22 protein-coding genes are annotated in these 24,299 nt (G+C 60.3%); 6 read left to right on the forward strand and 16 right to left on the reverse strand.

Going from position 1 to position 24,299, the window contains the following annotated elements:
- Positions 1 to 32: 32 nt before the first annotated feature.
- Together AC2YB9_RS17715 and AC2YB9_RS17720 are read right to left on the reverse strand one after the other, a co-directional pair.
- Positions 33 to 2,486: a GcvT family protein gene (locus AC2YB9_RS17715; RefSeq protein WP_487266687.1), complete on the reverse strand. Its 2,454-nt coding sequence runs from the start codon at positions 2,484 to 2,486 to the stop codon at positions 33 to 35.
- On the reverse strand, positions 2,483 to 3,421 hold the full coding sequence (locus AC2YB9_RS17720) for a phosphotransferase (protein WP_487266688.1): 939 nt from the start codon (positions 3,419 to 3,421) through the stop codon (positions 2,483 to 2,485). Before AC2YB9_RS17720 ends, AC2YB9_RS17715 begins: the two co-directional genes overlap by 4 nt.
- 73 nt (positions 3,422 to 3,494) lie before the next feature.
- Between AC2YB9_RS17720 and AC2YB9_RS17725 the strand changes: the two genes are divergently transcribed.
- Complete coding sequence (locus AC2YB9_RS17725; protein ID WP_487268642.1) at positions 3,495 to 4,172, forward strand: HAD family hydrolase; 678 nt, start codon at positions 3,495 to 3,497, stop codon at positions 4,170 to 4,172.
- Here AC2YB9_RS17725 and AC2YB9_RS17730 read toward each other — a convergent pair.
- From AC2YB9_RS17730 to AC2YB9_RS17780, 11 genes are all read right to left on the reverse strand, one after another.
- Entirely contained in the window at positions 4,144 to 4,965 is an 822-nt protein-coding gene (locus AC2YB9_RS17730) for a GntR family transcriptional regulator (RefSeq protein WP_487266689.1), read from the reverse strand. The two genes, AC2YB9_RS17725 and AC2YB9_RS17730, sit on opposite strands and share 29 nt — an antisense overlap.
- A gap of 38 nt (positions 4,966 to 5,003) precedes the next feature.
- The gene (locus AC2YB9_RS17735) at positions 5,004 to 6,545 is read right to left on the reverse strand and encodes an amino acid permease (RefSeq protein WP_487266690.1); all 1,542 of its coding nucleotides are present in this window, start codon (positions 6,543 to 6,545) and stop codon (positions 5,004 to 5,006) included.
- 274 nt (positions 6,546 to 6,819) lie between these two features.
- Complete coding sequence (rplI, locus tag AC2YB9_RS17740) at positions 6,820 to 7,266, reverse strand: 50S ribosomal protein L9 (RefSeq protein ID WP_487266691.1); 447 nt, start codon at positions 7,264 to 7,266, stop codon at positions 6,820 to 6,822.
- A gap of 11 nt (positions 7,267 to 7,277) precedes the next feature.
- Complete coding sequence (gene rpsR / locus AC2YB9_RS17745) at positions 7,278 to 7,514, reverse strand: 30S ribosomal protein S18 (RefSeq protein ID WP_487266692.1); 237 nt, start codon at positions 7,512 to 7,514, stop codon at positions 7,278 to 7,280.
- A gap of 30 nt (positions 7,515 to 7,544) precedes the next feature.
- Positions 7,545 to 8,075, reverse strand: coding sequence for a single-stranded DNA-binding protein (locus tag AC2YB9_RS17750; protein ID WP_487266693.1), 531 nt, complete (start codon positions 8,073 to 8,075; stop codon positions 7,545 to 7,547).
- 118 nt (positions 8,076 to 8,193) lie between these two features.
- Positions 8,194 to 8,484 (reverse strand): 30S ribosomal protein S6, encoded by a 291-nt coding sequence (gene rpsF, locus AC2YB9_RS17755; protein ID WP_487266694.1) that lies wholly within the window; start codon positions 8,482 to 8,484, stop codon positions 8,194 to 8,196.
- A gap of 225 nt (positions 8,485 to 8,709) precedes the next feature.
- On the reverse strand, positions 8,710 to 9,702 hold the full coding sequence (locus tag AC2YB9_RS17760) for a hypothetical protein (protein WP_487266695.1): 993 nt from the start codon (positions 9,700 to 9,702) through the stop codon (positions 8,710 to 8,712).
- Positions 9,703 to 9,876: 174 nt separating this feature from the next.
- Positions 9,877 to 12,432 (reverse strand): ABC transporter permease, encoded by a 2,556-nt coding sequence (locus AC2YB9_RS17765; protein WP_487266696.1) that lies wholly within the window; start codon positions 12,430 to 12,432, stop codon positions 9,877 to 9,879.
- A gap of 4 nt (positions 12,433 to 12,436) precedes the next feature.
- A complete protein-coding gene (locus tag AC2YB9_RS17770; RefSeq protein ID WP_487266697.1) occupies positions 12,437 to 13,198 on the reverse strand; it encodes an ABC transporter ATP-binding protein in 762 nt (253 codons plus the stop codon).
- Between the two features lie 59 nt (positions 13,199 to 13,257).
- A complete protein-coding gene (locus AC2YB9_RS17775) occupies positions 13,258 to 13,782 on the reverse strand; it encodes a cupin domain-containing protein (protein ID WP_487266698.1) in 525 nt (174 codons plus the stop codon).
- A 94-nt stretch (positions 13,783 to 13,876) separates the two neighbouring features.
- Positions 13,877 to 14,941, reverse strand: a complete 1,065-nt coding sequence (locus tag AC2YB9_RS17780; RefSeq protein WP_487266699.1) for an aldo/keto reductase — start codon at positions 14,939 to 14,941, stop codon at positions 13,877 to 13,879.
- A 101-nt stretch (positions 14,942 to 15,042) separates the two neighbouring features.
- Between AC2YB9_RS17780 and AC2YB9_RS17785 the strand changes: the two genes are divergently transcribed.
- On the forward strand, positions 15,043 to 15,480 hold the full coding sequence (locus tag AC2YB9_RS17785; RefSeq protein ID WP_487266700.1) for an HNH endonuclease: 438 nt from the start codon (positions 15,043 to 15,045) through the stop codon (positions 15,478 to 15,480).
- Here AC2YB9_RS17785 and AC2YB9_RS17790 read toward each other — a convergent pair.
- On the reverse strand, positions 15,477 to 16,361 hold the full coding sequence (locus AC2YB9_RS17790) for a siderophore-interacting protein (protein ID WP_487266701.1): 885 nt from the start codon (positions 16,359 to 16,361) through the stop codon (positions 15,477 to 15,479). The genes AC2YB9_RS17785 and AC2YB9_RS17790 overlap by 4 nt on opposite strands.
- Before the next feature lie 103 nt (positions 16,362 to 16,464).
- Here AC2YB9_RS17790 and AC2YB9_RS17795 point away from each other — a divergent pair, with 103 nt between their 5' ends.
- The gene (locus AC2YB9_RS17795) at positions 16,465 to 17,583 is read left to right on the forward strand and encodes a lipid II:glycine glycyltransferase FemX (RefSeq protein WP_487266702.1); all 1,119 of its coding nucleotides are present in this window, start codon (positions 16,465 to 16,467) and stop codon (positions 17,581 to 17,583) included.
- A 3-nt stretch (positions 17,584 to 17,586) separates the two neighbouring features.
- Positions 17,587 to 18,621, forward strand: a complete 1,035-nt coding sequence (locus tag AC2YB9_RS17800) for an alanine racemase (RefSeq protein WP_487266703.1) — start codon at positions 17,587 to 17,589, stop codon at positions 18,619 to 18,621.
- An 18-nt stretch (positions 18,622 to 18,639) separates the two neighbouring features.
- On the opposite strand, the gene AC2YB9_RS17805 is transcribed toward AC2YB9_RS17800, so the two are convergent.
- Positions 18,640 to 20,760: a transglycosylase domain-containing protein gene (locus AC2YB9_RS17805; RefSeq protein ID WP_487266704.1), complete on the reverse strand. Its 2,121-nt coding sequence runs from the start codon at positions 20,758 to 20,760 to the stop codon at positions 18,640 to 18,642.
- Between the two features lie 223 nt (positions 20,761 to 20,983).
- Here AC2YB9_RS17805 and AC2YB9_RS17810 point away from each other — a divergent pair, with 223 nt between their 5' ends.
- Positions 20,984 to 21,574 carry a PadR family transcriptional regulator gene (locus AC2YB9_RS17810; protein WP_487266705.1) on the forward strand — a complete coding sequence of 197 codons (591 nt, stop codon included), beginning with the start codon at positions 20,984 to 20,986 and terminating at the stop codon, positions 21,572 to 21,574.
- Positions 21,575 to 21,602: 28 nt separating this feature from the next.
- A complete protein-coding gene (locus tag AC2YB9_RS17815; RefSeq protein ID WP_487266706.1) occupies positions 21,603 to 22,682 on the forward strand; it encodes an inositol-3-phosphate synthase in 1,080 nt (359 codons plus the stop codon).
- A gap of 149 nt (positions 22,683 to 22,831) precedes the next feature.
- Here the strand turns inward: AC2YB9_RS17815 and AC2YB9_RS17820 are convergent, their stop codons facing one another.
- Entirely contained in the window at positions 22,832 to 24,262 is a 1,431-nt protein-coding gene (locus AC2YB9_RS17820; RefSeq protein WP_487266707.1) for a CCA tRNA nucleotidyltransferase, read from the reverse strand.
- Positions 24,263 to 24,299 lie beyond the last annotated feature (37 nt).

The raw sequence follows: 24,299 nt of genomic DNA on the forward strand, positions 1-24,299 counted from the left end.
GCGAACGCTAAGCATGAGTCAATGGCCTGACTTCATACCTCTAGTCGTTTCGGATCATACGGGGCCTTCAGCGAGACCGCGATCGTGGCGAGCTTCCCCCCGACATTGACCTGATAGCTACCTGCTCTGACGTATTCAGCGGACGCCTTTTGGTCCAGCGCCGCCGTGATGTACGCCAACCCCACACTCGCTCCAACGGCCTCCCCCCAGGCCGCCGACATCACCTGACCGGCGACTTCACCATCACGAAGCACGAGTTCACCGCCCCACAGCATGAGCACGGAGTCATCGCAGACGAACGAGATGAGCCGTGTCCTCGGGCCGTCGACCCGCGCCTGCTCCACGGCGCTCCGACCGAGAAAGTCGATATCGCCTTTGAGCTTGCAGGCGAACAGAAGTCCGGCCTCAACCGGGTTGTAATCCGGCGTTAATTCACGGCCGAAGGCTCGGTAGCCCATTTCGAGTCGCATCGATTCGATCGCATAATAGCCCGCATTGGCCACGCCAAGATCCTTGCCGGCTGCCATCAGATCGTCATAGACGCCGACCGCAAACTCGGTCGGAACATACAGCTCCCAGCCCAACTCACCGACATACGTGATGCGTGTGGCCCGCACGGTCGCATAACCCAGATCAATCTCGCGGCTAGTCCCGAACGGGAACGCTTCATCGCTCATGTCGGCACTCGTCAGTCGGCTGAGTAGTTCACGTGACTTCGGTCCCATGACGCCATAGACCGCATAGGCCGAGGTGACATCCACAATCCGCGCGTCGAGCCCAGCAGCGATATTGCGCCGAATCCAATCTTGGTCGCGCTCGGTGGTCGCCGAGCTACTGACCAGCATGAACTCCTCGACGCCGGTCCGCGTGACCGTGAGATCGGACTCGTAGGTGCCGCGCTTATTAAGCAGCGCTGTGTAGACAGTTCGCCCAATTTCGACAGCGACATCATTGCTGCAGATCCATTGCAGCGCCTTTTCAGCATCTACCCCAATCATTAAATATTTGGAAAACGATGTCTGGTCGAAGACCGCAACCGCGCTACGGGTCGCCCGCTGCTCGGCCGCGGACCACGGCAACCAGTTCTGTTTGCCCCATGCATACTCGATCGCCGGATCAACGTCTGCCGGCGCAAAGTAGTTGGCCCGCTCCCAGCCCATACGACTGCCGAAACACGCATTGGCTGCGACGAGTCGCTCGTACGCCGGAGAGCGACGAAACGGTCGCGCTGTCTCATACTCACGGTTGGGCCACGGAATCGAGTAGTGCAATCCCAAGACTTCACCGACCCGCGCGCGCAACCACTGGCTATTGCCGTTGAAGGCCGCAAAGCGACGGATGTCGACCGCAACGAGATCGGAGGTCGGCTCGCCAGCAATGATCCATTCGGCCAGCGCGCGCCCGGCGCCACCGGCCGAAGCAATTCCGACAGAGTTGAAGCCCGCGCCGACGAAAAAGTTCTTGACCTCTGGTGCCTCACCGAGGATGAACTGATTGTCCGGGGTGAAACTCTCCGGACCGTTGTAGAACTTGCGAATTCCCGTGTCATTGAGAACCGGGATTCGCACTACCGCGTTGTCCATCAGCACCTGGAAGTGGTCCCAGTCCTCCTCGAGCAACTGGAACTCGAAGGGATAGGGGATCTTGTCGGGGGACACCCACGGTTTGGCGACCGGCTCGAAGCCACCCACGACAAGCCCGCCGACCTCTTCCTTGAAGTAGGTGTAGCCATCGGGATCGCGCAGAATTGGCATATCGGTGTGCATGCCCTCGATCTGATCGGTGACAACGTAGAAGTGCTCTGCGGAGTGCAGTGGCACCGTGACACCGATTTTCGCCGCGAGCTGATTTGCCCATTGACCGGCGCAATTCACCACGATTTCGGCCTCAATGTCGCCGCGGTCGGTTCGAACGCCGGTGACCGCTCCGTCGCTGAGCAATACCTCATCGACGCGTACGTGCTCGATGACCGTTGCTCCGCGCAGCCGGGCACCCTTGGCCAGAGCGTTGGTCAGATCAGTCGGATTGGCCTTTCCGTCACCCGGCAGCCAGATGGCGCCGACGAGATCATCGGTCGCAATTAGGGGGAAGTGTTCCAGTGCTCCTGCGGGCGTAAGCAGCTCGCAGTCAAGCTCGAAGGCCGCCGCGGTCGCCGCGGTACGCCGCAGTTGCATCATCCGGTCCTCGGTGCGGGCCACGATCACGCCACCGCATTGCTTGTAGCCCGCGCTCAATCCGGTCTCGGCCTCGAGCTGCGCATATAGCTCGGTCGAATATTGAACCAGTCTCGTTCCTGCCTGGGTGGCACGAAGCTGGCCAACCAAGCCAGCGGCATGCCACGTTGTTCCGCACGACAACTCACCCTGTTCGAGGAGAACCACATCGGTCTGTCCGGCCTTCGTGAGGTGGTAAGCCACGCTGGTGCCGATCACACCGCCACCAATGATCACGATCCGCGCCCGCGATGGCCATTCGACGCTGCTCATCGGACGATCTCCTTGTCGTCCTGCACGGCAAGTTCGAGCAATCGGACAAAATCAGCGGACTCGAACTCCTTGACCGCTCCTTCGAACCGCTCCATGCCCCAGTTGTGGAAGTCGAAATCGAAATCATTGGTTGCGGCCTGGATATAGCCCCACAGCGACCACCCGTATTGGGACACGATCGACTGCAATCGTGTCCGTGCGATCAGGACCGGTGAATGGCGTCCCACATACGCCGTAACGAATTCGTCTAAATGTTCCAAATCGAGCCCGCATTCGGTCCAGGTGTTGCCAAGCTCGAAGTAGGGATCGTTATTACCGGAATATTCGTAGTCAATGATCCACAACTTTGACCCGTCATCGACAAAGTTGCCAGCCAGAAGATCGTTGTTGCACGGTACGGTCGGCCCCGCCTGCACCGCGAGAGCGGCCTTGATCTGCTGGAACTTATCGTCGAAATCCGTATAACCCGCGGGCAACCAAAAGCCCTGCTCGAGAATTATCCGCAGATAGCGCGCCTGACGAGCGAACATATCGAAGTCATTGGCAAATCGCGGCCCGGCATGCAGGGTCCGGCATGCCTGCGCCGCACGCGGCAGCATTCCAGGTTGACGCAAGTCCTCATTCACCAAGCCGGGACCGTCGATGTAGGCAATGACTAGGACTTCAAGCTGCGGGCAATATTCAACGAACGGCGCGCCGATGCCCGCCTGCTCGGCGGCGCGGGTGTTGAGCTGCTCAGCATTGCGATCAATCCCCAACAGCTTAATATCGCTGCGGCTGCAGCGAGCGACGAGCACGTTTTGTCCGGCATTAATTTTGATGTTGAGATTGGTGAGCCCGCCGGGGAGTTCCTCAAAAGTTCGGGGCCGATCACTCAGGCTGGGAATTTGGTCAAACAGAATCTCAAGCCGCTGCCGATCAGCTGAATCAAGCATCCGGGAACCACCTTCCATGAAGTGTGAGCAGCCTACCCCGCGCTCGCCTTAAAGGTCTAGACTATTGCGCGTGATGGGCGCACGTGGAATACCGGCGGCAATTTTCGATTTCAACGGCACGCTGTCCGACGACGAGCCGGTGTTGTTCAGAATCTTTGGTGAACTGTTTGCTCAGCAATGGGGCTATCAACTGGGACGCGCAGAATATTTCGACCAGCTTGCCGGCCACAGCGACCGCGAGATCATCCAAACGGTCGTCAACCAGTGCATGGCCGGCAGCACCAGGGCTGAACGCGATCGCATCGTCGACGATCTGCTCGCCAAGCGGCAGGTTCGCTATCGGGAAATCGTGGCCCAGAACAGCCCAATCTTGCCCGCCACCGTTGAGCTCGTACGGATGTTGGCCGCCCAAGGTAGTGCGCTGGCGATCGTGACCGGCGCGCAACGCGCCGATGTCCAACACGTACTGGCCCACAGTTCGATCCCTAATGCGTTCGCCCGCGTGATCGCTCAGGAGGACGTCGATCGCGGCAAGCCCGACCCGCAGGGATTCCTGCTCGCCGCGGCTGCGCTCGACGTCGACCCGCCCGACATCGTCGTTTTCGAGGACTCACTCGCCGGTATTCGGGCCGCGCGCGCCGCCCGAATGAGATGTATCGCCGTTTGTGGCACCCACGATGAAGCGACGCTGCGGGCCGAATGTGCGCTCGTTGTGGCTGCGCTCAGCCCTTCGGTTCTTGACTTATTGTGAGTTCCGCAGCCACGGGGCTGGAGATTCCCGTGCGCAGGCCGATCCGCGTGCGATCGGCACGATAGCGGTCGAAGGCATGCTCGACCGGTTGTCCCGTCGCGGTGAATGACGTGCGCGTCACCAGCATCAGCGCAGCACCGGCCTCAATTGACAACAGCTCAGCCTGTTCCTGCGTTGCGAGCGTCGGCTCCAGCCATTCCTGCGCGTGATGGGGAGCCAGATCATAATCCTTGCGCATCACCGAATAGAGCGATCCGGTGAGCGGGCGTTCAACCAGTCCGGGGAACAGGTTGGCCGGAAGGTAGGTCTGCTCCAATGCCAGCGGTACGCGATTTGCCGAGCGAACGCGGATGAGTTCGCAGACTTGGGCATTTCGCGCCAGGTTCAACGCCGCGGCCACCGGCGTAGCGGCCGTCATCAGTCGGAGGCTGATCACACGAGCGCCGGCACGCACATCGGCGCGACGCATTTGTTCGGTGAAGCCGGGAAGTCCGGTCAGGTCGCACTCGATCTGAATCTCACGAATGAAATTGCCGCCAGCTCGGCCGCGGTGCGATTCGATCAGGCCCCTGGCCTCTAGGGTTCCCAACGCTTGTCGCAACGTCATACGACTGACCCCGAGGGAATCGGCTAGGTCATCCTCCCGCGGCAGTTTGTCGTCGGGCCGAAGCTTCCCTGATTTGATTGCGCGAAGCAGCCATCGTTCAATCAAAACATGTGAGGGTTCTGCCGTCTTGGTACCGAACGTGGGCTTATTGCCCAGTGCCCGATGATTGACGTCCAGAACCCTCACATGCGAAACCTTACCGATATTGCAGAGACACTCCCCGATTAGTCATCAAATGCCTGGACGACATCGGGATCGAAGGTGTTCTTCGGACCCGTGAACCACTTGCGTGCCGAGATGAACCACCACAAGGTCAACACGATCAAGGTGCCGATCGTCAGGATCGGTGCGTAGTTCACATCGCTCCACGTGAAGGAGGAATCAAACGGGTTTCCCGAGGGAGTGAACGGCAGGATGAAATAAATGCAGATGATGACGATCTCAGTGCACGCGATCAGATTCATCCACTTGTACTTCTTGCCATTTGTCCAACTGCCTGGCGCAAATGCGTCACCCATCCGCCAGCGGAGGAAGATCGGGATGAGGAAGGCCAGATACAGCCCGATCACCGCGACCGATGTCACCGCGTAGAACGCAATCGGGATTCCACCAATACCTTTGAGTGCCGGCAATGTGATGATGGCACCGATCACGGCAACGAAAATAACGGCGTTTCCGGGGACTTTGGTCTTCGGATTAACCTTTGACCACAACTTCGAACCCGGGATCGCACCGTCACGCGAGAACGCGAACGTCATACGTGATGAACTCGTCAGGCACGCGATCGTGCAGAAGAACTGGCCGGCCGTCGCAATGGCCAAAATAATGAAATGCCAACCCTCGCCGAGTGCCTGACTGAAGATTGCATCGACCGCACCGCCGCCGTCGGTGACGCCTTGGGGGTCTTGAACCGCGAACAGGAACGAGAGCAAGAGGACCCAGCCGCCAATCGCGGAGTACGCGATCGAGCGCCAAATTCCCTTCGCTGCGCCTTCGGCGGCACCCTGCGTTTCTTCCGACATGTGAGCCGAGGCATCGAAGCCGGTGATCGTGTATTGCGTCAGCAGGAAGCCCAACGGAAGCACCAGGAACCAGTACTTACCATCGGCGAAGCCAGAGTTGTTGATCCGCTCGGTGAACACGAAGTCCATGCTTTGGTGGGTTTCGGGGATGATCACCAGGATGAGAATCACCGCTGCTGCGCCCGCCACGTGCCACCACACCGAAATGTTATTGAGCACGGCGAGCAAATGACCGCTGAAGATGTTCAGCGCTGCGGCGACCGCCAGAATGATCACGAAGATCACATACACACGACCAAGACTGTAGCTGTGGAGATAGCTGTCACTCACGGTCTGCAGCGTCAGGTCTAAGAAGGTCGCACAGCCGTAGGCGACCGAGGCCGTGACCGCGAGGAGGCCGATGAGGTTGAGCCAGCCGGTATAGAAACCGGTAGCCGGACCGCCCATCTTGGACGCCCACCAGTAGATGCCACCTGACGTCGGATAGGCCGACACCAGTTCTGACATCGTGAAACCGATGACAAGAATGAACAACGAAATGATTGGCCAGCCCCAGGAAATAGCGACTGGGCCGCCGTTGTTCCACGCCTGGCCAAAGGTCGTGAAACAGCCGGCGAGGATCGAAATGATCGAGAACGAAATTGCAAAGTTCGAAAAGCCCGACCAGTTCCGATTCAGTTCTTGTTTATAGCCGAGGCTCGCGAGCAGTCGCTCATCCTCAGAAAGGTTATTGGGATCTGCCATGTTCGGTCCACCAATTCTCGAAGAAGTTGGTTGATGCTAACCCAACTATTGGATTGGATCTAGACCTTTAACCAGAAAAGTTTCTGACCTGTGGTGCCGGTGACTGTCATCAAGTACGCCCGGGAATAAGTGAACCGCCCCACACGGCGAGGTATGGAGCGGTTCACTGATGAGGATACGGCTGACCGTCAAATCGGGCTCGGCGGGGTCGGCCAATGGGAAAGGTCAGGATCGGCCGACAGCCGATCCTGACCTTTCGTCGCGCGAGTTACAACTAGTTCGCGGCAACCACGTTGAGTTTGACCTCTGCGCTGACCTCGAGATGAACCCGAACGCGAACCGTGTGGACACCGAGCGCCTTGATCGGATTGCCGATCTCGACGCGTCGCTTGTCGACCGAAGCGCCGGCCGCCTCGAGCGCATCGGCGATATCGGCAACGGTCACGGCCCCGAACAGGCGACCCGAATCGCCGGCGCGGACCGCGAGGTTGGTCGTACCGTTCTCGAGCGTCGCCTTGATGGCCTTCGCTTCATCGAGATCGTGGACAGCGCGCGAGTCGCGCGCAGCCTTGATCGACTCAACCTGCTTGGCAGCACCCTTCGACCAACGGATGGCGAAGTTGCGCGGCAGCAGGAAGTTGCGGCCGTAGCCGTCCTTGACGTCGACAATGTCGCCAGGCGTTCCGAGGTTCGAGACCTCGTGCGTGAGGATAAGTTTCATCGTCAATCCCCTCAGCGGCTGTTCGACGTGTAAGGCAACAGAGCCATTTCGCGGGCGTTCTTGATTGCCTTGGCGATGAGACGCTGCTCCTGGACCGAGACACCAGTGACACGACGGGCGCGGATCTTCCCGCGGTCCGAGATGAATTTGCGCAGGAGCGCGGTGTCCTTGTAATTGATTTCTGTGACTTTTGCGGCCTTGAGCGGATTGCTCTTTTTCTTAGGGACGCGGATAACTGGCTTTGCCATGAAATTCCTTTTGATCCTTCTGACGTGTGATTAGAACGGGGGCTCTTCGGCTGAAGCGCCACCGCCCCATGCGCCAGCACCACCTTGCGGAGCGGCAGGAGCCGTCGACCACGGATTGTTATCCGCTGCCGGACGTGCCTGGCCGCCACCCTGATTGCCCTGATTGCCTTGATTGCCGCCGAAGTCGCTATTGGACCGGTTGGCTTTCGTCACCTTGGCAGTGGCGTAGCGCAACGCGGGGCCGACTTCGTCGACATTCATCTCGACGCTCGTGCCCTTCGAGCCATCCTGGCGTTCAAAATTGCGAACTTTCAGGGCTCCGGTCACGATGACGCGCTGCCCCTTCTGGAGGGACTCAGCGACATTTTCGGCGAGCTGGCGCCATGCTGCACACCGCAGGAACAGTGCATCGCCGTCTTTCCATTCGTTCGTCTGCTTATCAAACGTACGGGGGGTGGAAGCAACGGTGAAGTTGGCAACGGCCGCGCCCGAAGGAGTGAATTTCAGCTCCGGGTCATCGGTGAGGTTGCCCACAACGGTGATGATTGTTTCGCCTGCCATGAGAGATGGCCTTTCAGGTGGGTGGTGTCTGACTCAAGTGAACAACAACCCGGTGACATTTTCGAGGTGAGTATCCACAGCTTGAAATGTTCCGGGCCAGTCCTTGGGACCGAACGGACTACTTGACGTCCGGGCGGGTGACCTTCGTACGCATCACGGACTCATTGAGCGTCAACTGACGGTCAAGTTCCTTGACAGTCGCGGGCTCTGCTTTGAGATCCACGACGGCGTAGATGCCTTCGGACTTCTTGTTGATCTCGTAGGCAAGACGACGCTTACCCCACACATCAACATTGTCAACGGATCCACCATCTTGACGAACCACATTCAAATAGGTGTCAAGGCTGGGGGCTACGGTGCGTTCCTCGAGGTCGGGATCGAGGATGATCATCAATTCGTACTGACGCAAGGCGACTCCACCTCCTTCGGTCTAGGCGGCTACGGACGGTCCGTAGCAGGAGGGCGCTGCATCAACCGGCCGAAACCGGTCAACGTTGTCAACAAGACAACTGCATCAGCCTACCCGTATTGGCCCCATCGAAGCGAATCCACCCCACCCCCACCCCACAGTTCCGCCGAGTGGCGCAGATTCGGGGATTTGAACTGCGAAAAACCCCGAATCTGCGCCACTCGTTCACAGATCTGCGCCACTCGCCGAGTTTGCCGGTCTGGGAGTCGTGGTTCGTGCGAAACGTGCAAGCCTGCGTATGAGCGCCCGTCGACCATTGGCGCTGAGCGAAGATGCCTCAAATTCATGCTGCCAAGCCTTGAGCCGACGCGCATCGTGGCGCAGACCAAGCGCCGCCTCTGCATCAGCGATGATCAAGCCCGGATTACGATCAATCTCGATCGCGGTGTAGCCAAAGCGCTCGAAGCCTAATCGGACACAGGCCTTCTCGCGGCTGAGGTCAGTTCGATGTTGAGCCCGATCACGGTGAACTGCGCCGTCGTATTCGGCAAGCCGATTCGTGCCACGGATGAGTAGGTCAGCTCTCGCCACGAACTGTCCATCCCTATCTCGAAGGACCACTTGCGGCTCGACACGGATGCCGGAGAGTTCGAACAACAATCGAAGAACAGTCTCCCAGGGAGATTCGCTACGCCCATCGCAGTGATCAAGCGCTCGTCGGAGTACACGTACGCCACGTCGCCCCTTGCACATCGTGGCCCGAATTGAAGCGACCGTGACTTCGCTGCGATGCAGAGCGCAGTCGATCACAATGACTAAATCGATGAGCGACAGATGCTCGGCAAGTTCGATAATCGTCCACTCCGCCGATGCGACCGGTAGCTTGCGGATCTCCGACCGGTGCCCCCGCGGGATATCGCAGCGGCGCACATACACACCCCGCCGATCGTGGTGCGGCGCTTCACCGTCTGTGCCAGCGATGATCGGCGAATCCGGAACGTACGGCAACCACCATTCACGCAGTTGAGCGCTGGTCAGGTGCGTGAACACGGCGTTGCCCGCGAGCATCATCATCACTGCTTCACAAACCACGATGAGATCGCTGGAATCGTCGCGGTGCACGGCAACGCCATCGGTTGGATGGTCAAACATTGGTCGACGCAGTTGATCGGGAGTGAATCCGGCCATCGCTGCATCCCGGTGTCGAATCGGTCGCATAGGCCGACTTTGGTCCCCGCCGCGTACGCCCGACAATCACCAAATCAGAGCCTGTGGACAAACTCAGCTATCCACAGCCCCGCGAGTGGCGCAAATCTGACGTCGAGTGGCGGGGGGGGGGGGGGGGTGTGACCACGAAAAACCCCGAATCTGCGCCACTCGCGGGGTTGGGGGTTACTCGGTTCCGATGGCGTTGAGCACGTTGAGTTTTGCCGCCCGACGAGCCGGTAACACGGCGGCGAGTATGCCGACCAGAGCCGAGACGATGACGAACGCGATCAGTCGGACCCACGGAACGGCCAGATTGGTGATGCCTTGATCGGCCACCGCCCGCTGCAGCACGACGCCGAAGATCAGTCCGAGACCGATACCAAGAACCGCACCGAGGACCGCAATCGCGACTGCTTCGAGTCGGACCATGCGCCGCAACTGCCGCCGACTCATCCCGACCGCCCGCAACAGGCCAACCTCCCGGGTCCGCTCGATGACGCTCAGCGCGAGCGTGTTGACGATGCCAAGCGCCGCGATGATGATCGCGAGCCCCAGCAGCGCATAGATCAGGTAGAGCAGCTGATTAACTTGGGAGCGTTGCGCGTCGGCGAAGTCCTTCTTGTTCTGGACTGTCACGGTCGGGAAGTTCTTCGTGACCCGCTCGATCTTCTTGCCCAGCGCAACCTTGTCGACGCCCGGGGCAGCATTGACACTGATATTGGAGTCGACCCGTTTGAGCTTCGCCGCAGTCACGGTCGAGAACGGCACCATGACCGGGCCAACGACATAGGTTTTGGCGTAGATTCCGGCGACCGTCGCTTTGAGCGGTCCCGAAGCGAACTTGAGGGTGAGCGAGTCACCGACCTTAACGCCGTACTTGCTCGCTGTGTCCTCGGTCAGTGCGATCTGACCGGCTGCCAGGGTTTTGACCCCGTCGCGATACTTCAGCTGGTAAATCCGGTTGATCTCGGTCGCATCAACCGCGGTCGCAAATACCGTCGAGCCCTTGATTTTGAACACGGTCGACTGCACCGCTGCGGTAGCGCCGACGCCGTCAATCTTTGCTATCTTCTGCCCAATCGTGGCCGAGAACGGCTCGCCGACCGCATTCGAGACGAGATAGTCCGAGGTGAATTCCTTGGTGACGCCAACATCAATCGACTTGTTGATCGATGCCCCCAGGATCGACATCATCGTGACAAGAGTCAGCCCGATCATCAGCGCGGACGCAGTTGCGGCCGTACGCCGTGGGTTGCGCAATGAGTTCTCGGTGGCGAGATTGCCGACCATCCCGTATGTCTTGCGGTAGCCGAAGCCAAGCACATTCAGGACCGGCCGGCCGAGGATCGGGCTGAGCAGCGCGACGCCGATCAAGATTCCGAGGGCACCCGCCCCGACCATCGCCGTCGTACGGTTCCCGTCGAAGCTTCCGAACAGTCCACTGACCAAGAACCCGGCTCCGACTAAACACAGCAGTGACCCGATGATCGATCGGCGCCGGATCGAACTTTCCGGCATCGCCACGTCGTCGCGCATTGCGGCCACCGGGGCGATCCGAGCCGCTCGACGCGCCGGCAACCACGCGGCGAATACCGTCACCACGATGCCAACGGCATAGGCGACGATCGCGGTACGCGGCTTGAACACCAACGGTGAACCGGACAGATCAAGCCCGACTTGAGCAAAGATCAATTTAAGCCCCGCGGCCAACCCAAATCCCAGCAACAATCCGAGCGTCGAACCAATCAACCCCACGATGAGCGCTTCGAAGCGCACTGATCGCATGACCTGTCGCCGGGAGGCGCCGAGCGCGCGAAGCAGCGCCAACTCTCGACTTCGTTGTGCGACGAGGATCGAGAAGGTGTTGATGATCAAGAACGTCCCGACCACGAGCGCGATGCCAGCAAAAACCAGCAGGAACGTATTGAGGAAGCCAAGCACCGTGTCGATGAGTCCCTTGGCCTCATCAGCCGCCTTCTGTCCGGTGATGGCCTCGAACCCCGGCGGTAGTTCCTTGGCAACTGCTGCGGTGAGTTGCTGTTGCGAAACGCCAGGCGCCGCCGTGATCCCGACACTTGTGTAGGCATCCTTGCCGCCGACAAACAGCTTCTGCGTCGTCTTGGTGTCAAGGAATACGAGCGTCGCGCCGGCAATCCCGCCGCCCACAAAGTCGGCATAGCCGACGAGTTTGGCGGTGAACCGGGCGGTCGAGCCCGCCGTGACCATCGTGACGCTGTCGCCAATTTTGTAGCCCGCAGTGTCGGCCGACCGGCGATCTAGTGCGACCTCGCCGAAGTTCGTCGGCGGATGTCCGGTCTTGACCGTGACCATCTGCTGACCGGCTGCGTTGGGCGCGTCGGAATAGTTGAAGGTCAGCGTTGGTGCGCCGGTTCCGCCCAATAATTTGCCATCTTTGCGCACGACGAACAGCCCGGCGCCCTGGACTGATGGATCCACCCGCGCGGCGCCCGGCGTCTTGCGGAGTTCGGCGACCGTGGCCGCCGAAATCGTACGGTCGTCGATGTTGAACGACGATCCAACCGAGTTCGGATCCATGCCCTTGGGTCGTACGGTCGAGTCCGATACTGAGCCGCTGACGATGCTGTCGAAACTCGCCGACATCGTGTCGGTGAAGACCAGCGATCCGGCGACAAATGCGACGCCCAAAACGATCGCGAACGCACTGAGTAGAAGCCGAACCTTGCGGGCCAGGAGGTTGCGTAGGGTTACGCGCAGCATCTGCTCAGGCTCCCGGGCGTGTCTGGAGCGCGGTCATGTGTTCGAGAATCGTCTCGACCGTCGGATTGCGGAGCTCGTCAACGACCTTGCCGTCGGCCAAGAAGACAACTCGATCGGTGTAGGCCGCAGCGATCGAATCATGCGTCACCATCACAATCGTTTGACCGAACTCGGAGACGCTGCGGCGCAGGAAGCCCAATACCTCGGCGCCCGACGTCGAATCAAGGTTGCCGGTCGGTTCGTCGGCGAAAACGATCGACGGGCGACTGACCAGGGCTCGGGCGCAGGCAACACGTTGCTGTTGCCCGCCGGACATCTCATTGGGGCGGTGCTTGAGCCGGTCGCGCAAACCGACAGTGTCGATCACGGTGTCGAACCACTCCTGATCGGGTTTGCGGCCAGCGATTGCCAGCGGCAGCAGGATGTTCTCCTCGGCGCTGAGAGTGGGGACGAGGTTGAAGGACTGGAACACGAAGCCAATCCGGTCACGCCGCAATTGGGTCAGTGCCTTGTCCTTCAGCGAGGAGAGTTCGATGTCGCCGATCGACACGTGGCCGTCGGTGGCAGTGTCGAGCGCGGCGAGGCAATGCATCAGCGTCGACTTGCCCGATCCGGACGGCCCCATGATTGCGGTGAACTCGCCCTCATACATCTCGATCGTGACGCCATCGAGTGCTCGTACGGTTGCATCGCCCTTGCCATAGATCTTGCTGAGCTGCTCCGCACGTGCGGCGACAGGACGGGCGGTCAGGTCCAGATGGGTCATCGATTCTCCAAAGATCAGCCGGCTACTGGGTCCAAACTACCGAGTCCGCCACCGCGGCGTCACGCGTCGCAGTTTTTGAGGTCGGTCTCGGCCAGCGGCTTGCCTTCCGGCGTTATGTACGTCACCCAGAGCACCGTGTCGACTTTGCCCTCATTGCGCCCTTCATGGCGGTAGCCCTTGCCCTCGATGATCGAGTCGCCCAACTTGTAGACATGCACACCGCCGGGGTAGATGGCCGCATAATGCGTGAGCTCACCGGCAGCGACGACCGCGACGAGTTGCCCGTAATGGCAATGTTCGCCAGTGCTCGCGCCCGGTGCGATCGTGATTTTCCGGAACATCACGCCGACCCCAGCTTTGCCGCCGTCAACCGAAACATTGACCGGCGCGGCCTGTTCACCAGCGGCCTCATCGACCGCGCGTATGGGCTGCTCGGCCGAGGTCGACGCTGCTGGCCGAATAGTCGAAACGGAGTCCGATCCGCACGCGGACAGCAGCAGACCCGCAGCGATAGCAGCCAACATCGCGACGCCGCGCCTAGCTTGGAACATTCTGGAGTAACAAGGCGCGAGGCGAGTACTCATAAAAGTTCCTTATGTGGTCCGACTCTGACCGATACCGGCAACAGATGCGACCCTACCGAGCAGCTAGGTCACCGCCCGCAGGGTTCGCCGCAGGTCAATTCAGCTCCGCTGATGCGGCCCACAGATTGACGCCAGCCTCGCCAGCAAAGGTGTCGATCCGCGCCAACTCATCGGCGCTGAACTCGGTATGCGCGGCCGCCGCGAGATTTTCATCGAGCTGCGCAACCGACGAGACGCCGATCAGCGCAGAGGTGACGCCGCCGGGACGAAGCACCCACGACAGCGCCATCTGGGCGAGGGTCTGTCCGCGCTCCTTTGCAATTTGGGCGAGGCCACGAAGTCGATCACGGTTGTCATCACTGGCCATCGACTCATCGAAAGAGCCCCGGTCCTGCGAACGTTCGGGATGGGCGCTCTCGACATACCGATCGGACAGCAGACCCTGCGCGAGGACGGTGAACCCAATCGAGCCGATCCCCTCCTGCTGAAGGGTTTCCAATAGTCCTTGCTCGACCCATCGGTTGAGCATCGAGTAGGACGGTTGATGGATCACGATCGGGGTGCCGAGTTCATGCGCAATCCTGGCCGCCTCAACCGTGCGTTCGGGTGAGTAGGACGAGATGCCCGCATACAACGCCTTGCCCTGGCGGACTGCGGTGTCAAGTGCGCCGATCGTCTCCTCGAGCGGGGTGTCAGGGTCGAAGCGGTGCGAATAGAAGATGTCGACGTGATCGACGCTCATCCGCTGCAATGAGGCATCCAGGGAGGCGAGCAGGTATTTGCGCGAGCCCGCATTGCCAGAGGGTCCGGGCCACATGTCCCAACCAGCCTTCGTCGACAAGATCAACTCGTCGCGGTAGGCCTTGAAGTCGCTACGCATCATCCGGCCAAAATTTTCCTCGGCCGAACCATAAGGCGGGCCGTAATTGTTGGCCAGATCAAAATGGGTGATTCCGTTGTCGAAGGCATGGCGCAGGACCTCACGCTGCCGGTCGAAGGGCCGGTTGTCGCCGAAATTCCACCACAGGCCCATCGACAGCGGCGGGAGGAACAGGCCCGAGCGGCCAATGCGGCGATAGTCCCAATGCGTGTAGCGGTCGGCGGCAGCGACATAGGGACGATGGGTTTCGGGAACAGGCGCGGCGAAGGACTCACTCATGGGCTCAACGCTAACGCTTGCCGATGACATCGCGCGATCGCGAACCAAAATTGGTTGAACCCAGATACTCTTGGCTCGTCGGTTCTATGAGAGGCGGCGTCGTGGACACCTATGTGCTTGTCCTCAACGCGAGTTATGAGCCACTCCAACGCGTCTCAATGCAGCATGCAATCAAAATGTTGGTCCGCGAAGTCGCCGTGATCGAAGAGGCCCACGAAGGCAATTTCGGCCCTTTTCCGATGCCCAAGGTGCTGCGACTCGTTCGCTATGTCGTCATGAAGTGGGCCCACCGCCGCCGTCATCTGTGCACCAAGTCGGCAATCAAGGCGCGCGACAAAATGTGTGCCTACTGCGGTGGCCATGCCGAGACCGTCGATCACATCATCCCGCGCAGTCGCGGCGGCGCGCTGACCTGGGAGAACGCCGTGGCCGCCTGTTTGAAGTGCAATCACCGCAAAGCCAACCGGACGCCGGGCGAGGCCGGCATGAAACTCATGCTCGAGCCGAGCATGCCAAAATATGCGGTGGCGGTGGGTTAGAGCCCAACTGATTCATAGATGTCCTCAAGCGAATCGAGGTAGGCACCCTCGTCGTCACCGGCTGCAATCTGCGCGGCTTGTGCCATGTCCTGGATTTCGGTGGCGACAACTTCATAGCGCTGTGCCCACTTCGCCGCATCGATCTGCCAATAGCCACAGGTGTAGAAGTCCGTTTGCGGCCAGCCCAAGACCCGCCGCAAATGCTTGCGCACGGCCCGGTTGGCACGTGCTTCGCCGGCGAGCCAGACATAACGGTCGGTCGCGGGCAACGGGCACTCGGTCACCGCATTCACCAGCTCAACGGACAGCGCGTTGTCATCGGCGACGACCCGCCACTCTACTGAGACGGCACCGGCACTCGGCAACGGAATCTGATCGTCCGGATCGGTGACAACCACCACGACCTGCGCTTGCTGATCCGGTTCGAGGCCGCGCAGGATACGAGCCAGCGCCGGCACTCCGGTCAGATCGCTGACGAGCAACTGCCAGCCGACATTAGGCGGAGCGGCATAAAGGCCGTATGGCTCGATCAGACCAACTTCATCACCGGGCGCGCAGCTCTGCGCCCAGTCCGAGCCGACGCCACCGTCGTGACGAACGATGTCGACGTCGATCTCCGCGACACCGTCAACAATCCGGTGATCGGAGACGGTGTAGACCCGGGAGGCAGGTTCGGCTGCGCCGTCGGGATGGGTGACGACCCAGGTATCGGAGATCTCGGGAAGTACGAGTGGCGCGCCGGCCGGTGGGATCAACAGCCGCACATACTCATCGGGGATCCCGGTCGACGCGAAATCGCCAAGACCGCTGAACGTCACGCTGATCAAATGCTTCGACAACTGCCGCTTGCCGCATACGGTTGCACGAAAAGTACGGATCATGATTTCCCATCGGTGGAACACATAGCAATTAATTAGGCTACCCTAACAACTGTCGGATGCCAACGCGTCTCGCCCAATCACCCGCACCCGGTAGCCTCGGGGGGTGACTTCCGTACTGACTGTCAGGACCATCGGCACTGCCGAACACCTCGACTACATTCGTACCCGATCATCGGTGAGTTTCCTACAAACCCCTGCTTGGGCCACGGTGAAGAACGAATGGCGCGGCGAGTCGATCGGCTGGTTCGATGGCCGTGAACTGGTTGGGGTCGGCCTTGTCCTCTATCGAAAACTGCCAAAACTCAAGCGGTTCCTGGCCTACCTCCCTGAGGGCCCAGTGATCGATTGGCACAACGACCGGCTCGACGACTGGCTCACGCCGATGACCACCCACCTCAAAAACCAGGGCGCGTTCGGCATACGTATGGGGCCGCCGGTTGCCACCCGTTACTGGCACGCCGCAACGGTTAAACAGGCGATCGCGGATCCCGCGCTGCCGGCCCTTGCCGATGTTCCGGCCGATGTCAGCGATGCTGCTGCCGGTTCACTGCGGACTCAGCTTGAGCAACTTGGTTGGAAGGAAATTCCGACCGAAGGTGGCTTCGCGGCCGGCCAACCCAAATACAACTTCTGGGTTTCGCTGGCCGGCAAGACCGAAGAACAGGTCCTAGCCGGCATGAATCAACTGTGGCGGCGCAACATCAAGAAGGCCGCCAAACTCGGCGTCGAGGTCACCGTTGGTGGGCGCGATCAGCTCCCCGATTTCCATCGGCTCTATGTCGAGACTGCCGAACGCGATCGCTTCACGCCGCGACCGCTGTCCTACTTCGAGCGCATGTATGACGCGCTGAATGCCGAGGATCCCAACCGGATGCGGCTCTACCTCGCCCGGCATGAGGGCGATCTGATTGCCGCGACCACGATGGTCACGGTCGGCAACCACGCCTGGTATTCCTATGGCGCCTCGACCACCAACAAACGCGAGGTTCGCGGCTCGAATGCGATCCAATGGCAAATGCTCCGTGATGCTCTTGCGGCCGGCGCTGAGATCTACGACATGCGTGGCATCACCGACACGCTCGATCCAGCTGACCCACACGTCGGTCTGATCCAGTTCAAGGTCGGCACCGGCGGCGATGCGGTCGAATATCTCGGCGAATGGGATCTTCCACTCAATCGAGTCCTCTATCGCGGCTTTACTACATATATGAAGAGGCGGTGACCAATGCCATTCACACTTCAGGTCGACGCGCAGCGTTGGCGCCAACACACGCGCAGGATCATCGACGCGAATGCCGGAATCGTGCCGGTCATCAAGGGCAATGGTTATGGTTTCGGTCGCGATCTGCTCGCCACCGAAGCCGCGGCAATGGGCGCCGACCAGATCGCGGTCGGAATGTATGAAGAAGTTGCCGGCGCCCTCGAAACCTTCCCCGGCGACATCATGGTGCTCACCCCTTGGCGGCCATTCTTCACCAATGTTTCGTATGACGCCCGCGTCATCCACACCGTCGGGCGAGTAGAAGACGTCGAAGCGCTCGCGCAGACCGCACCCGCCGGCACCCGGATCATCTACGAGGGTCAATCCTCAATGTCGCGGCACGGCTTCGACCGGCATCAACTGGCGGCCGCCAAACAGGTCAAGGGCCAACTCGAGATCGCTGGCTTCGCCGTGCATCTGCCGATGGCCGGAGACAATCTGGCCGAGGCCGAATCCTGGGCCGCGGTGCTCGAAACCTCCCAGTTGGAGACCACCACCCTTTATCTATCGCACCTGAGCGATGCCGAATTCGCCACGCTGCGCGAGCGCCGCCCCAACCTTGAGATACGACCGCGCCTCGGCACCTCGTTGTGGCTCGGCGACCTGGCGGCGCTCCGACCACAGGCCACCGTCCTCGATGTGCATGAGGTCGGCCGCGGCGAGCGCATCGGCTATCGGCAGAAGCCCATGCCGCGCGACGGCTACCTGTTGATCATTGCTGGCGGCACCAGTCACGGGATCGGACTTGAGGCCCCGAAAGCGGTGGCCGGCCTGATCGGACGGGGCAAATCCGTCGCCAAGGGTGGACTCGAGGCGGCCGGTTTCTCGCTGTCACCATTCACGATCGCGGGCAAACAGCGCTGGTTTGCCGAACCACCACATATGCAGGCCAGCATGATCTTCCTACCCGCCGCCGCAACCGCACCGGCGGTTGGCGACTGGGTCCAGGTGGCAGTGCGCTTCACGACCGCAACCTTCGATGCGGTCGAGTTAATCTAACTTTCGCTACTGCCCCGACTAGGGCAGCGGCAGCGGCGGCCCGTCCGGCGGAACAGATGGCGCCGGACTCGGCTTACAGCCCAGATTCCCATCGGGGACTTCCGTCGCCGGATCACAGGGCTGCTGCGTCGGAGGGGGAGTCGTCTTGGTTGGCGTCGGCTTCGGCTTGGGCTTTGGTTTCGGCGGCGGCGGTGTGTAGGTCTGACCCTTGGTCGACTTGATATTTGCCGCCGGCGGGAAGGTGCCGCAATCGGTGCCAGCCAGCGCGGCATTCATGTAGGCGCTGAAGGTCTTGGCCGGATACTGACCACCGAAGAAGGTCGGCAGATAGCCGTCAAGTCGACCAAGACCGGCGCCGCGGTTGTACATAACAGCGGTAGCCAACTTCGGCGTATAGCCGACAAACCATGACGATGACACGTGCTGGGACTGGCCTTCGCCGGCAGTTGCGGTGCCGGTCTTGCCCGCGGTCGGGCAGATCGTACGTGCATTGGTTCCGGTACCACCGCGCACGACGTCTTGCAGAGCCGACGTTGTGTCAGCCGTGACATCCTTAGGGATCGTCTGCTCGCTCGTGCTCTTGTGCTTGTAGAGGACCGAGCCCTGCGCATCCTTGACGCTCTGCACGACATACCACTGCGAGCGCTTGCCCTTGGCGGCCAAGGTCGCATAGGCATTGGCCATGTCAACGGTCGGCACGCGCTCAATACCGAGCGACGTCACCGGCACTTCGGGATAGTTCTTGAGGACATTTTCGGAGATTCCGGCGTCAGCCGCAGCGGCCTTGATCTTCGCCGGCCCATCGGACATCTGCTCGGTCAAATCCACAAATGCGGTGTTGATCGACAACGCGGTTGCCTTGGACAGCGGAACCCGGCCATATGAGACACCGGCATTCTCGCCTTCGTTCTCGACCTCATCACCATTGGGAAGCCGGATCGGTGAGTTTCCGTGCAGGATCGTTTTGAGGCTGTAACCGTCCTCGAGCGCCGCCACGACGGCAAAGGGTTTGAAGGCCGAGCCGGGCTGGCTGCCAATCGTGGCCCAGTTGAGCTGACTCTTCAGATAATCAGGGCCGCCGTACATCGCGCGGACCGCGCCGGTCCCCGGCTGGATCGAGACGAGCGCGGTATGAACATCCTTGAAACCAGGCGGGCGGATCACCTTGACCGCGGCCACTGCGGCCTTTTGGGCCTTATGGTCGAAGGTCGTGACGATCTTGTAGCCACCGCCGCTGATCTGCGAAGGTGTGAACGCTCTCTTGTCCAGTTCAATCTGAACCTGCTTCAGCAAGAAGCCCTTGCTGCCCGCATAACGATTGCCGTCCTTCTTCTTGGCAAATTTCGGCAGTTTGTCACGGTACTTCGCCAGCTGGCTCGCATCGACCGTGCCGTCTTTGGCCATGCCGTTGAGGACGTAGTTGTAACGGTTGACGATTCGTGCCGGTCCGCCCTCGACGTAGGGATCGTAATAGCCCGGGCTGTTGATGATCGCGGCGAGCGTAGCGGACTCAGGAATGGTCAATTTCGAGGCCGGATGACCGAAATAGGTCTGGGCAGCAACTTCGACTCCGTAGGAGCCGTTGCCGAAGTAGATCGTGTTGAGATAGCCCTCAAGGATGTCCGACTTGGATAACTGGTTGTGGATCTTGATCGAGAGGATTGCCTCTTTGACCTTACGAGTGATCGTCCGCTCCTGCGTCAGGTACAAAATCTTGACGTATTGCTGGGTTATCGTCGAGCCGCCGGCTTGGATCTGGCCGCTGGTGGCATTGCTGCGTACCGCCCGCAGGATGCCTTTGATGTCAATCCCGCGATTGGTGTAGAACGAGCGGTCCTCGGCGGCGACCGCGGCAGCCTGCATCGAGGCGGGGACCTTGCTCAGCGGGATCGACTTGCGGTCCTGCGTCGCAAAACTGCCGATCTTATGGGTGCCGTCGGAGTAGTAAACATTGGTTGTCTGAGTCTTGAAGTCTGCATTCGCATCGGGTATGCCGATCAAACGATAGAGCGCGAAGAATGTGATGGCACCGGCCACGACACCAGCGACACCGAGGAAGACAATCCAGCGAATGCCAGCCTTCCACCACGGATTGTCTTGGCCGCTGATCTTGCGGGCAACTCTTGAAATCACGCTCACGCGCAGTCTCTCTCACTGTCGACAACATGGTTGAACCCGAATGGCGCACCCGGATTCGATAGCGGCAGATCCTCCTGCCACCGGTTAAGTGTGCCCAATGATGCCCACAATTCGTTAATCCGGCTGCACAAGTGTTGCAACTCACGGCGGGGCCAATCGTGCAGCATGTGACGGATCGATGTATCGTATCGATATATCGAATCAACCCTCTGGCAGGAAACCCATGTCGAAACGCGGCGCAGCGCTCGAGCTCGCAGTCCTCGGACTGCTGCACGACGCGCCCATGCACGGGTATGAATTGCGCAAGCAACTCAACTCCCTGCTGGGCTGGGGTCGCGTTCTCTCCTACGGAACGCTCTATCCCTGTCTCAAGACCCTCGGGCGAGCCGGCTACATCGTGGCCGACGACACCGAGGATCCGCACGGCCGCGGACGACGCGCCCGCATCGTCTACAAATTGACCGCAGAGGGCAAAGAACATTTCACTCAAGCACTCGGGGACTCGGGACCCGCCGCTTGGGATGACGACAACTTCGGCATTCGGTTCGCGTTCTTCGCGCGGACAGATTCGCCGACACGGGTCAGGATCCTCGAAGGCCGACGTAGCCGGCTCGAGGATCGCCTCGAAAGCGTGCGCCAATCGGCGCAGAGCCGCAGAAAACGAGCAGATTCCTACACTCTGGAGCTCCAACGTCACGGTCTGGAGTCAGTCGAACGCGAAGTTCGCTGGCTCAACGATCTGATCGAGCGCGAGCGTTCCGGTGGTTATGAAGATCTGCCCGACAGCAATGAAGACACAACAACAACCAACTGATGAAGAACACACAAGTGGAGGAGAACCAATGGGTTCGGTACGCGTAGCAATAATTGGTGTAGGAAACTGCGCCACGTCGCTGATCCAGGGTGTTGAGTTCTATAAGGACGCGGATCCGAACGGCTCCGTACCTGGGCTCATGCACGTTCAGTTCGGTGACTACCACGTCAAAGACGTGGAATTTGTCGCCGCTTTCGACGTCGACGCCAAGAAGGTCGGCTTCGATCTGTCCGAAGCGACGCAGGCCAGCGAGAACAACACCATCAAGATCGCCGATGTCCCGCCGACGGGCATCATCGTCCAGCGCGGTCATACCTATGACGGTCTCGGCAAGTACTACCGCGAGACCATCGAAGAGGCTGACGGCGAAGGTGTTGACATCGTTCAGGTCCTCAAGGACACCAAGGCCGATGTGCTCGTCTCGTACCTCCCGGTGGGTTCGGAGCACGCCGACAAGTTCTATGCCCAGTGTGCAATCGACGCGAAGGTTGCCTTCGTCAACGCGCTGCCCGTGTTCATCGCTTCCGATCCCGCCTGGGCGAAGAAGTTCGAAGATGCCGGCGTCCCGATCATCGGTGACGACATCAAGAGCCAGGTCGGTGCCACCATCACGCACCGCGTCATGGCGCGCCTGTTCCAGGAGCGAGGCGTCGTTCTGGATCGCACCTACCAGCTCAACGTCGGCGGCAACATGGACTTCAAGAACATGTTGGAGCGCGACCGTCTCGAGTCCAAGAAGGTCTCCAAGACGCAGGCCGTGACGTCGAACATCGATCACGATCTCGGCACTAAAAACGTCCACATCGGCCCGTCGGACTATGTTCAGTGGCTCGATGACCGCAAGTGGGCGTACGTACGTCTCGAAGGCCGCGCATTCGGCAACGTCCCGCTCAACCTCGAGTACAAGCTCGAGGTTTGGGATTCGCCCAACTCGGCCGGCATCATCATCGACGCCATCCGTGCGGCGAAGATCGCCAAGGATCGTGGCATCGGCGGCGCCCTGCTGTCGGCAGCTGCATACCTGATGAAGTCCCCGCCGGAGCAGCGCGAAGACCATGAAGGTCGCGAGCAGCTCGAAGCCTACATCCGCGGTGAAGTCGAGCGTTAAAGATCACGCAAGCTTCAAAGCGGCTTGCCGCGGTGAAGTCGAGCGTTAAACCTCACCAACCCGCTGAGTCCGACGTTTCGGCCCCAAAAACACTCGTTTGGGGGCCGAAACGTCGGATTCAGCGCGCTTTGAACGTGGGGGACCCCAACTCAGCGCGTTTTGTACCAAGCTTGTAAGGCCACGGTGGCCTCCTCTTCGCTCATTGGGCCGTTGTCCATACGCAGTTCAAGAAGGTATTTGTAGGCCTGCCCGACTTCCGGACCCGGATCAATGTCGAGGATCGCCATGATCTGCGTGCCGTCGAGATCGGGGCGGATCGATTGAAGTTCTTCGTTCTCGGCGAGCACCGCGATGCGCGATTCGAGCGCATCATAGGTCCGCTGAAGCCGCTCGGCCTTCTTCTGATTGCGCGTCGTGCTGTCGGCGCGGGTCAGAATATGCAGTCGCTCAAGTTGATCGCCAGCGTCGCGGACATACCGGCGTACGGCTGAATCGGTCCATTCACCACTGCCATAGCCGTGGAAGCGCAGGTGCAACTCGACCAGCTTCGAGACCTGTTCGATCTCATCCTTGCTGTAGCGCAGCGCCTTCATCCGTTTGCGGACCAGCTTGGCGCCCACGACATCGTGATGATGGAACGTGACGACGCCGCCGGCCTGGAAGCGACGCGTTCGTGGTTTGCCGATGTCGTGCAGCAGCGCTGCGAGCCGGAGAATCAGATCCGGCTTGCCGCCCAGCCGGCCCTCTTGTTCCATCGATTGCTGCAGGACGATCAACGAGTGCTCGTAGACGTCCTTATGCCGGTGATGCTCATCGCGCTCGAGGATCAGCGCCGGCAACTCCGGCAGCATCTTCGTCGCGAGCCCGGTGCTGACCAACAACCGCAATCCGATTGTTGGCCGTTCACTGAGGATTAGTTTGTTGAACTCATCGCGAATCCGCTCCGCCGAAACGATATCGATGCGCTCGGCCATCTGTGTCATTGCTGCGACAACATCATCGGCGGCACGGAAATCGAGTTGGGCCGCAAACCGCGCCGCGCGCATCATCCGCAGCGGGTCATCACCGAAGGACTGCTCGGGCGTCACGGGCGTACGCAGGAGGCGCGCGCTCAGATCGCCCAGCCCACCGAAATGATCGATGAATTCACGATCGGGGATCCGTATGGCCATCGCATTGACAGCAAAATCTCGCCTCGCCAGATCACCCTCGAGCGCCGTACCGAACCGGACCGCTGGTTTGCGCGAATCGTGGTCATACTCATCGCTGCGATAGGTGGTGATTTCAAACTGGGCATTGCCCTTGCGCATTCCGATCGTGCCAAACTCGCGACCCATATCCCACGTCGCATCGGGCCAACCTTTCAGAATCGAGTCGATACGATCGGGGTCGGCCGAGGTGGTGAAATCCCAATCATTGCCAATCCGTCCAAGGAGCGCATCGCGGACGGGTCCGCCAACAAGCGCAAGTTCGTGCCCCGCGGCAGCGAAGCGCTGGCCGAGCTCATCAAGTTCTGGAACATCGTCAAATAGCGCGTCGATCAGGACGCGCTGCGAGGCGGACAGAGTAGTCGTGGGCACGGGCACATACTCTACTCGCTCAGACCTGCCGGACTCT

The sequence above is a fragment of the Aeromicrobium changchenzhani genome (assembly GCF_057586615.1).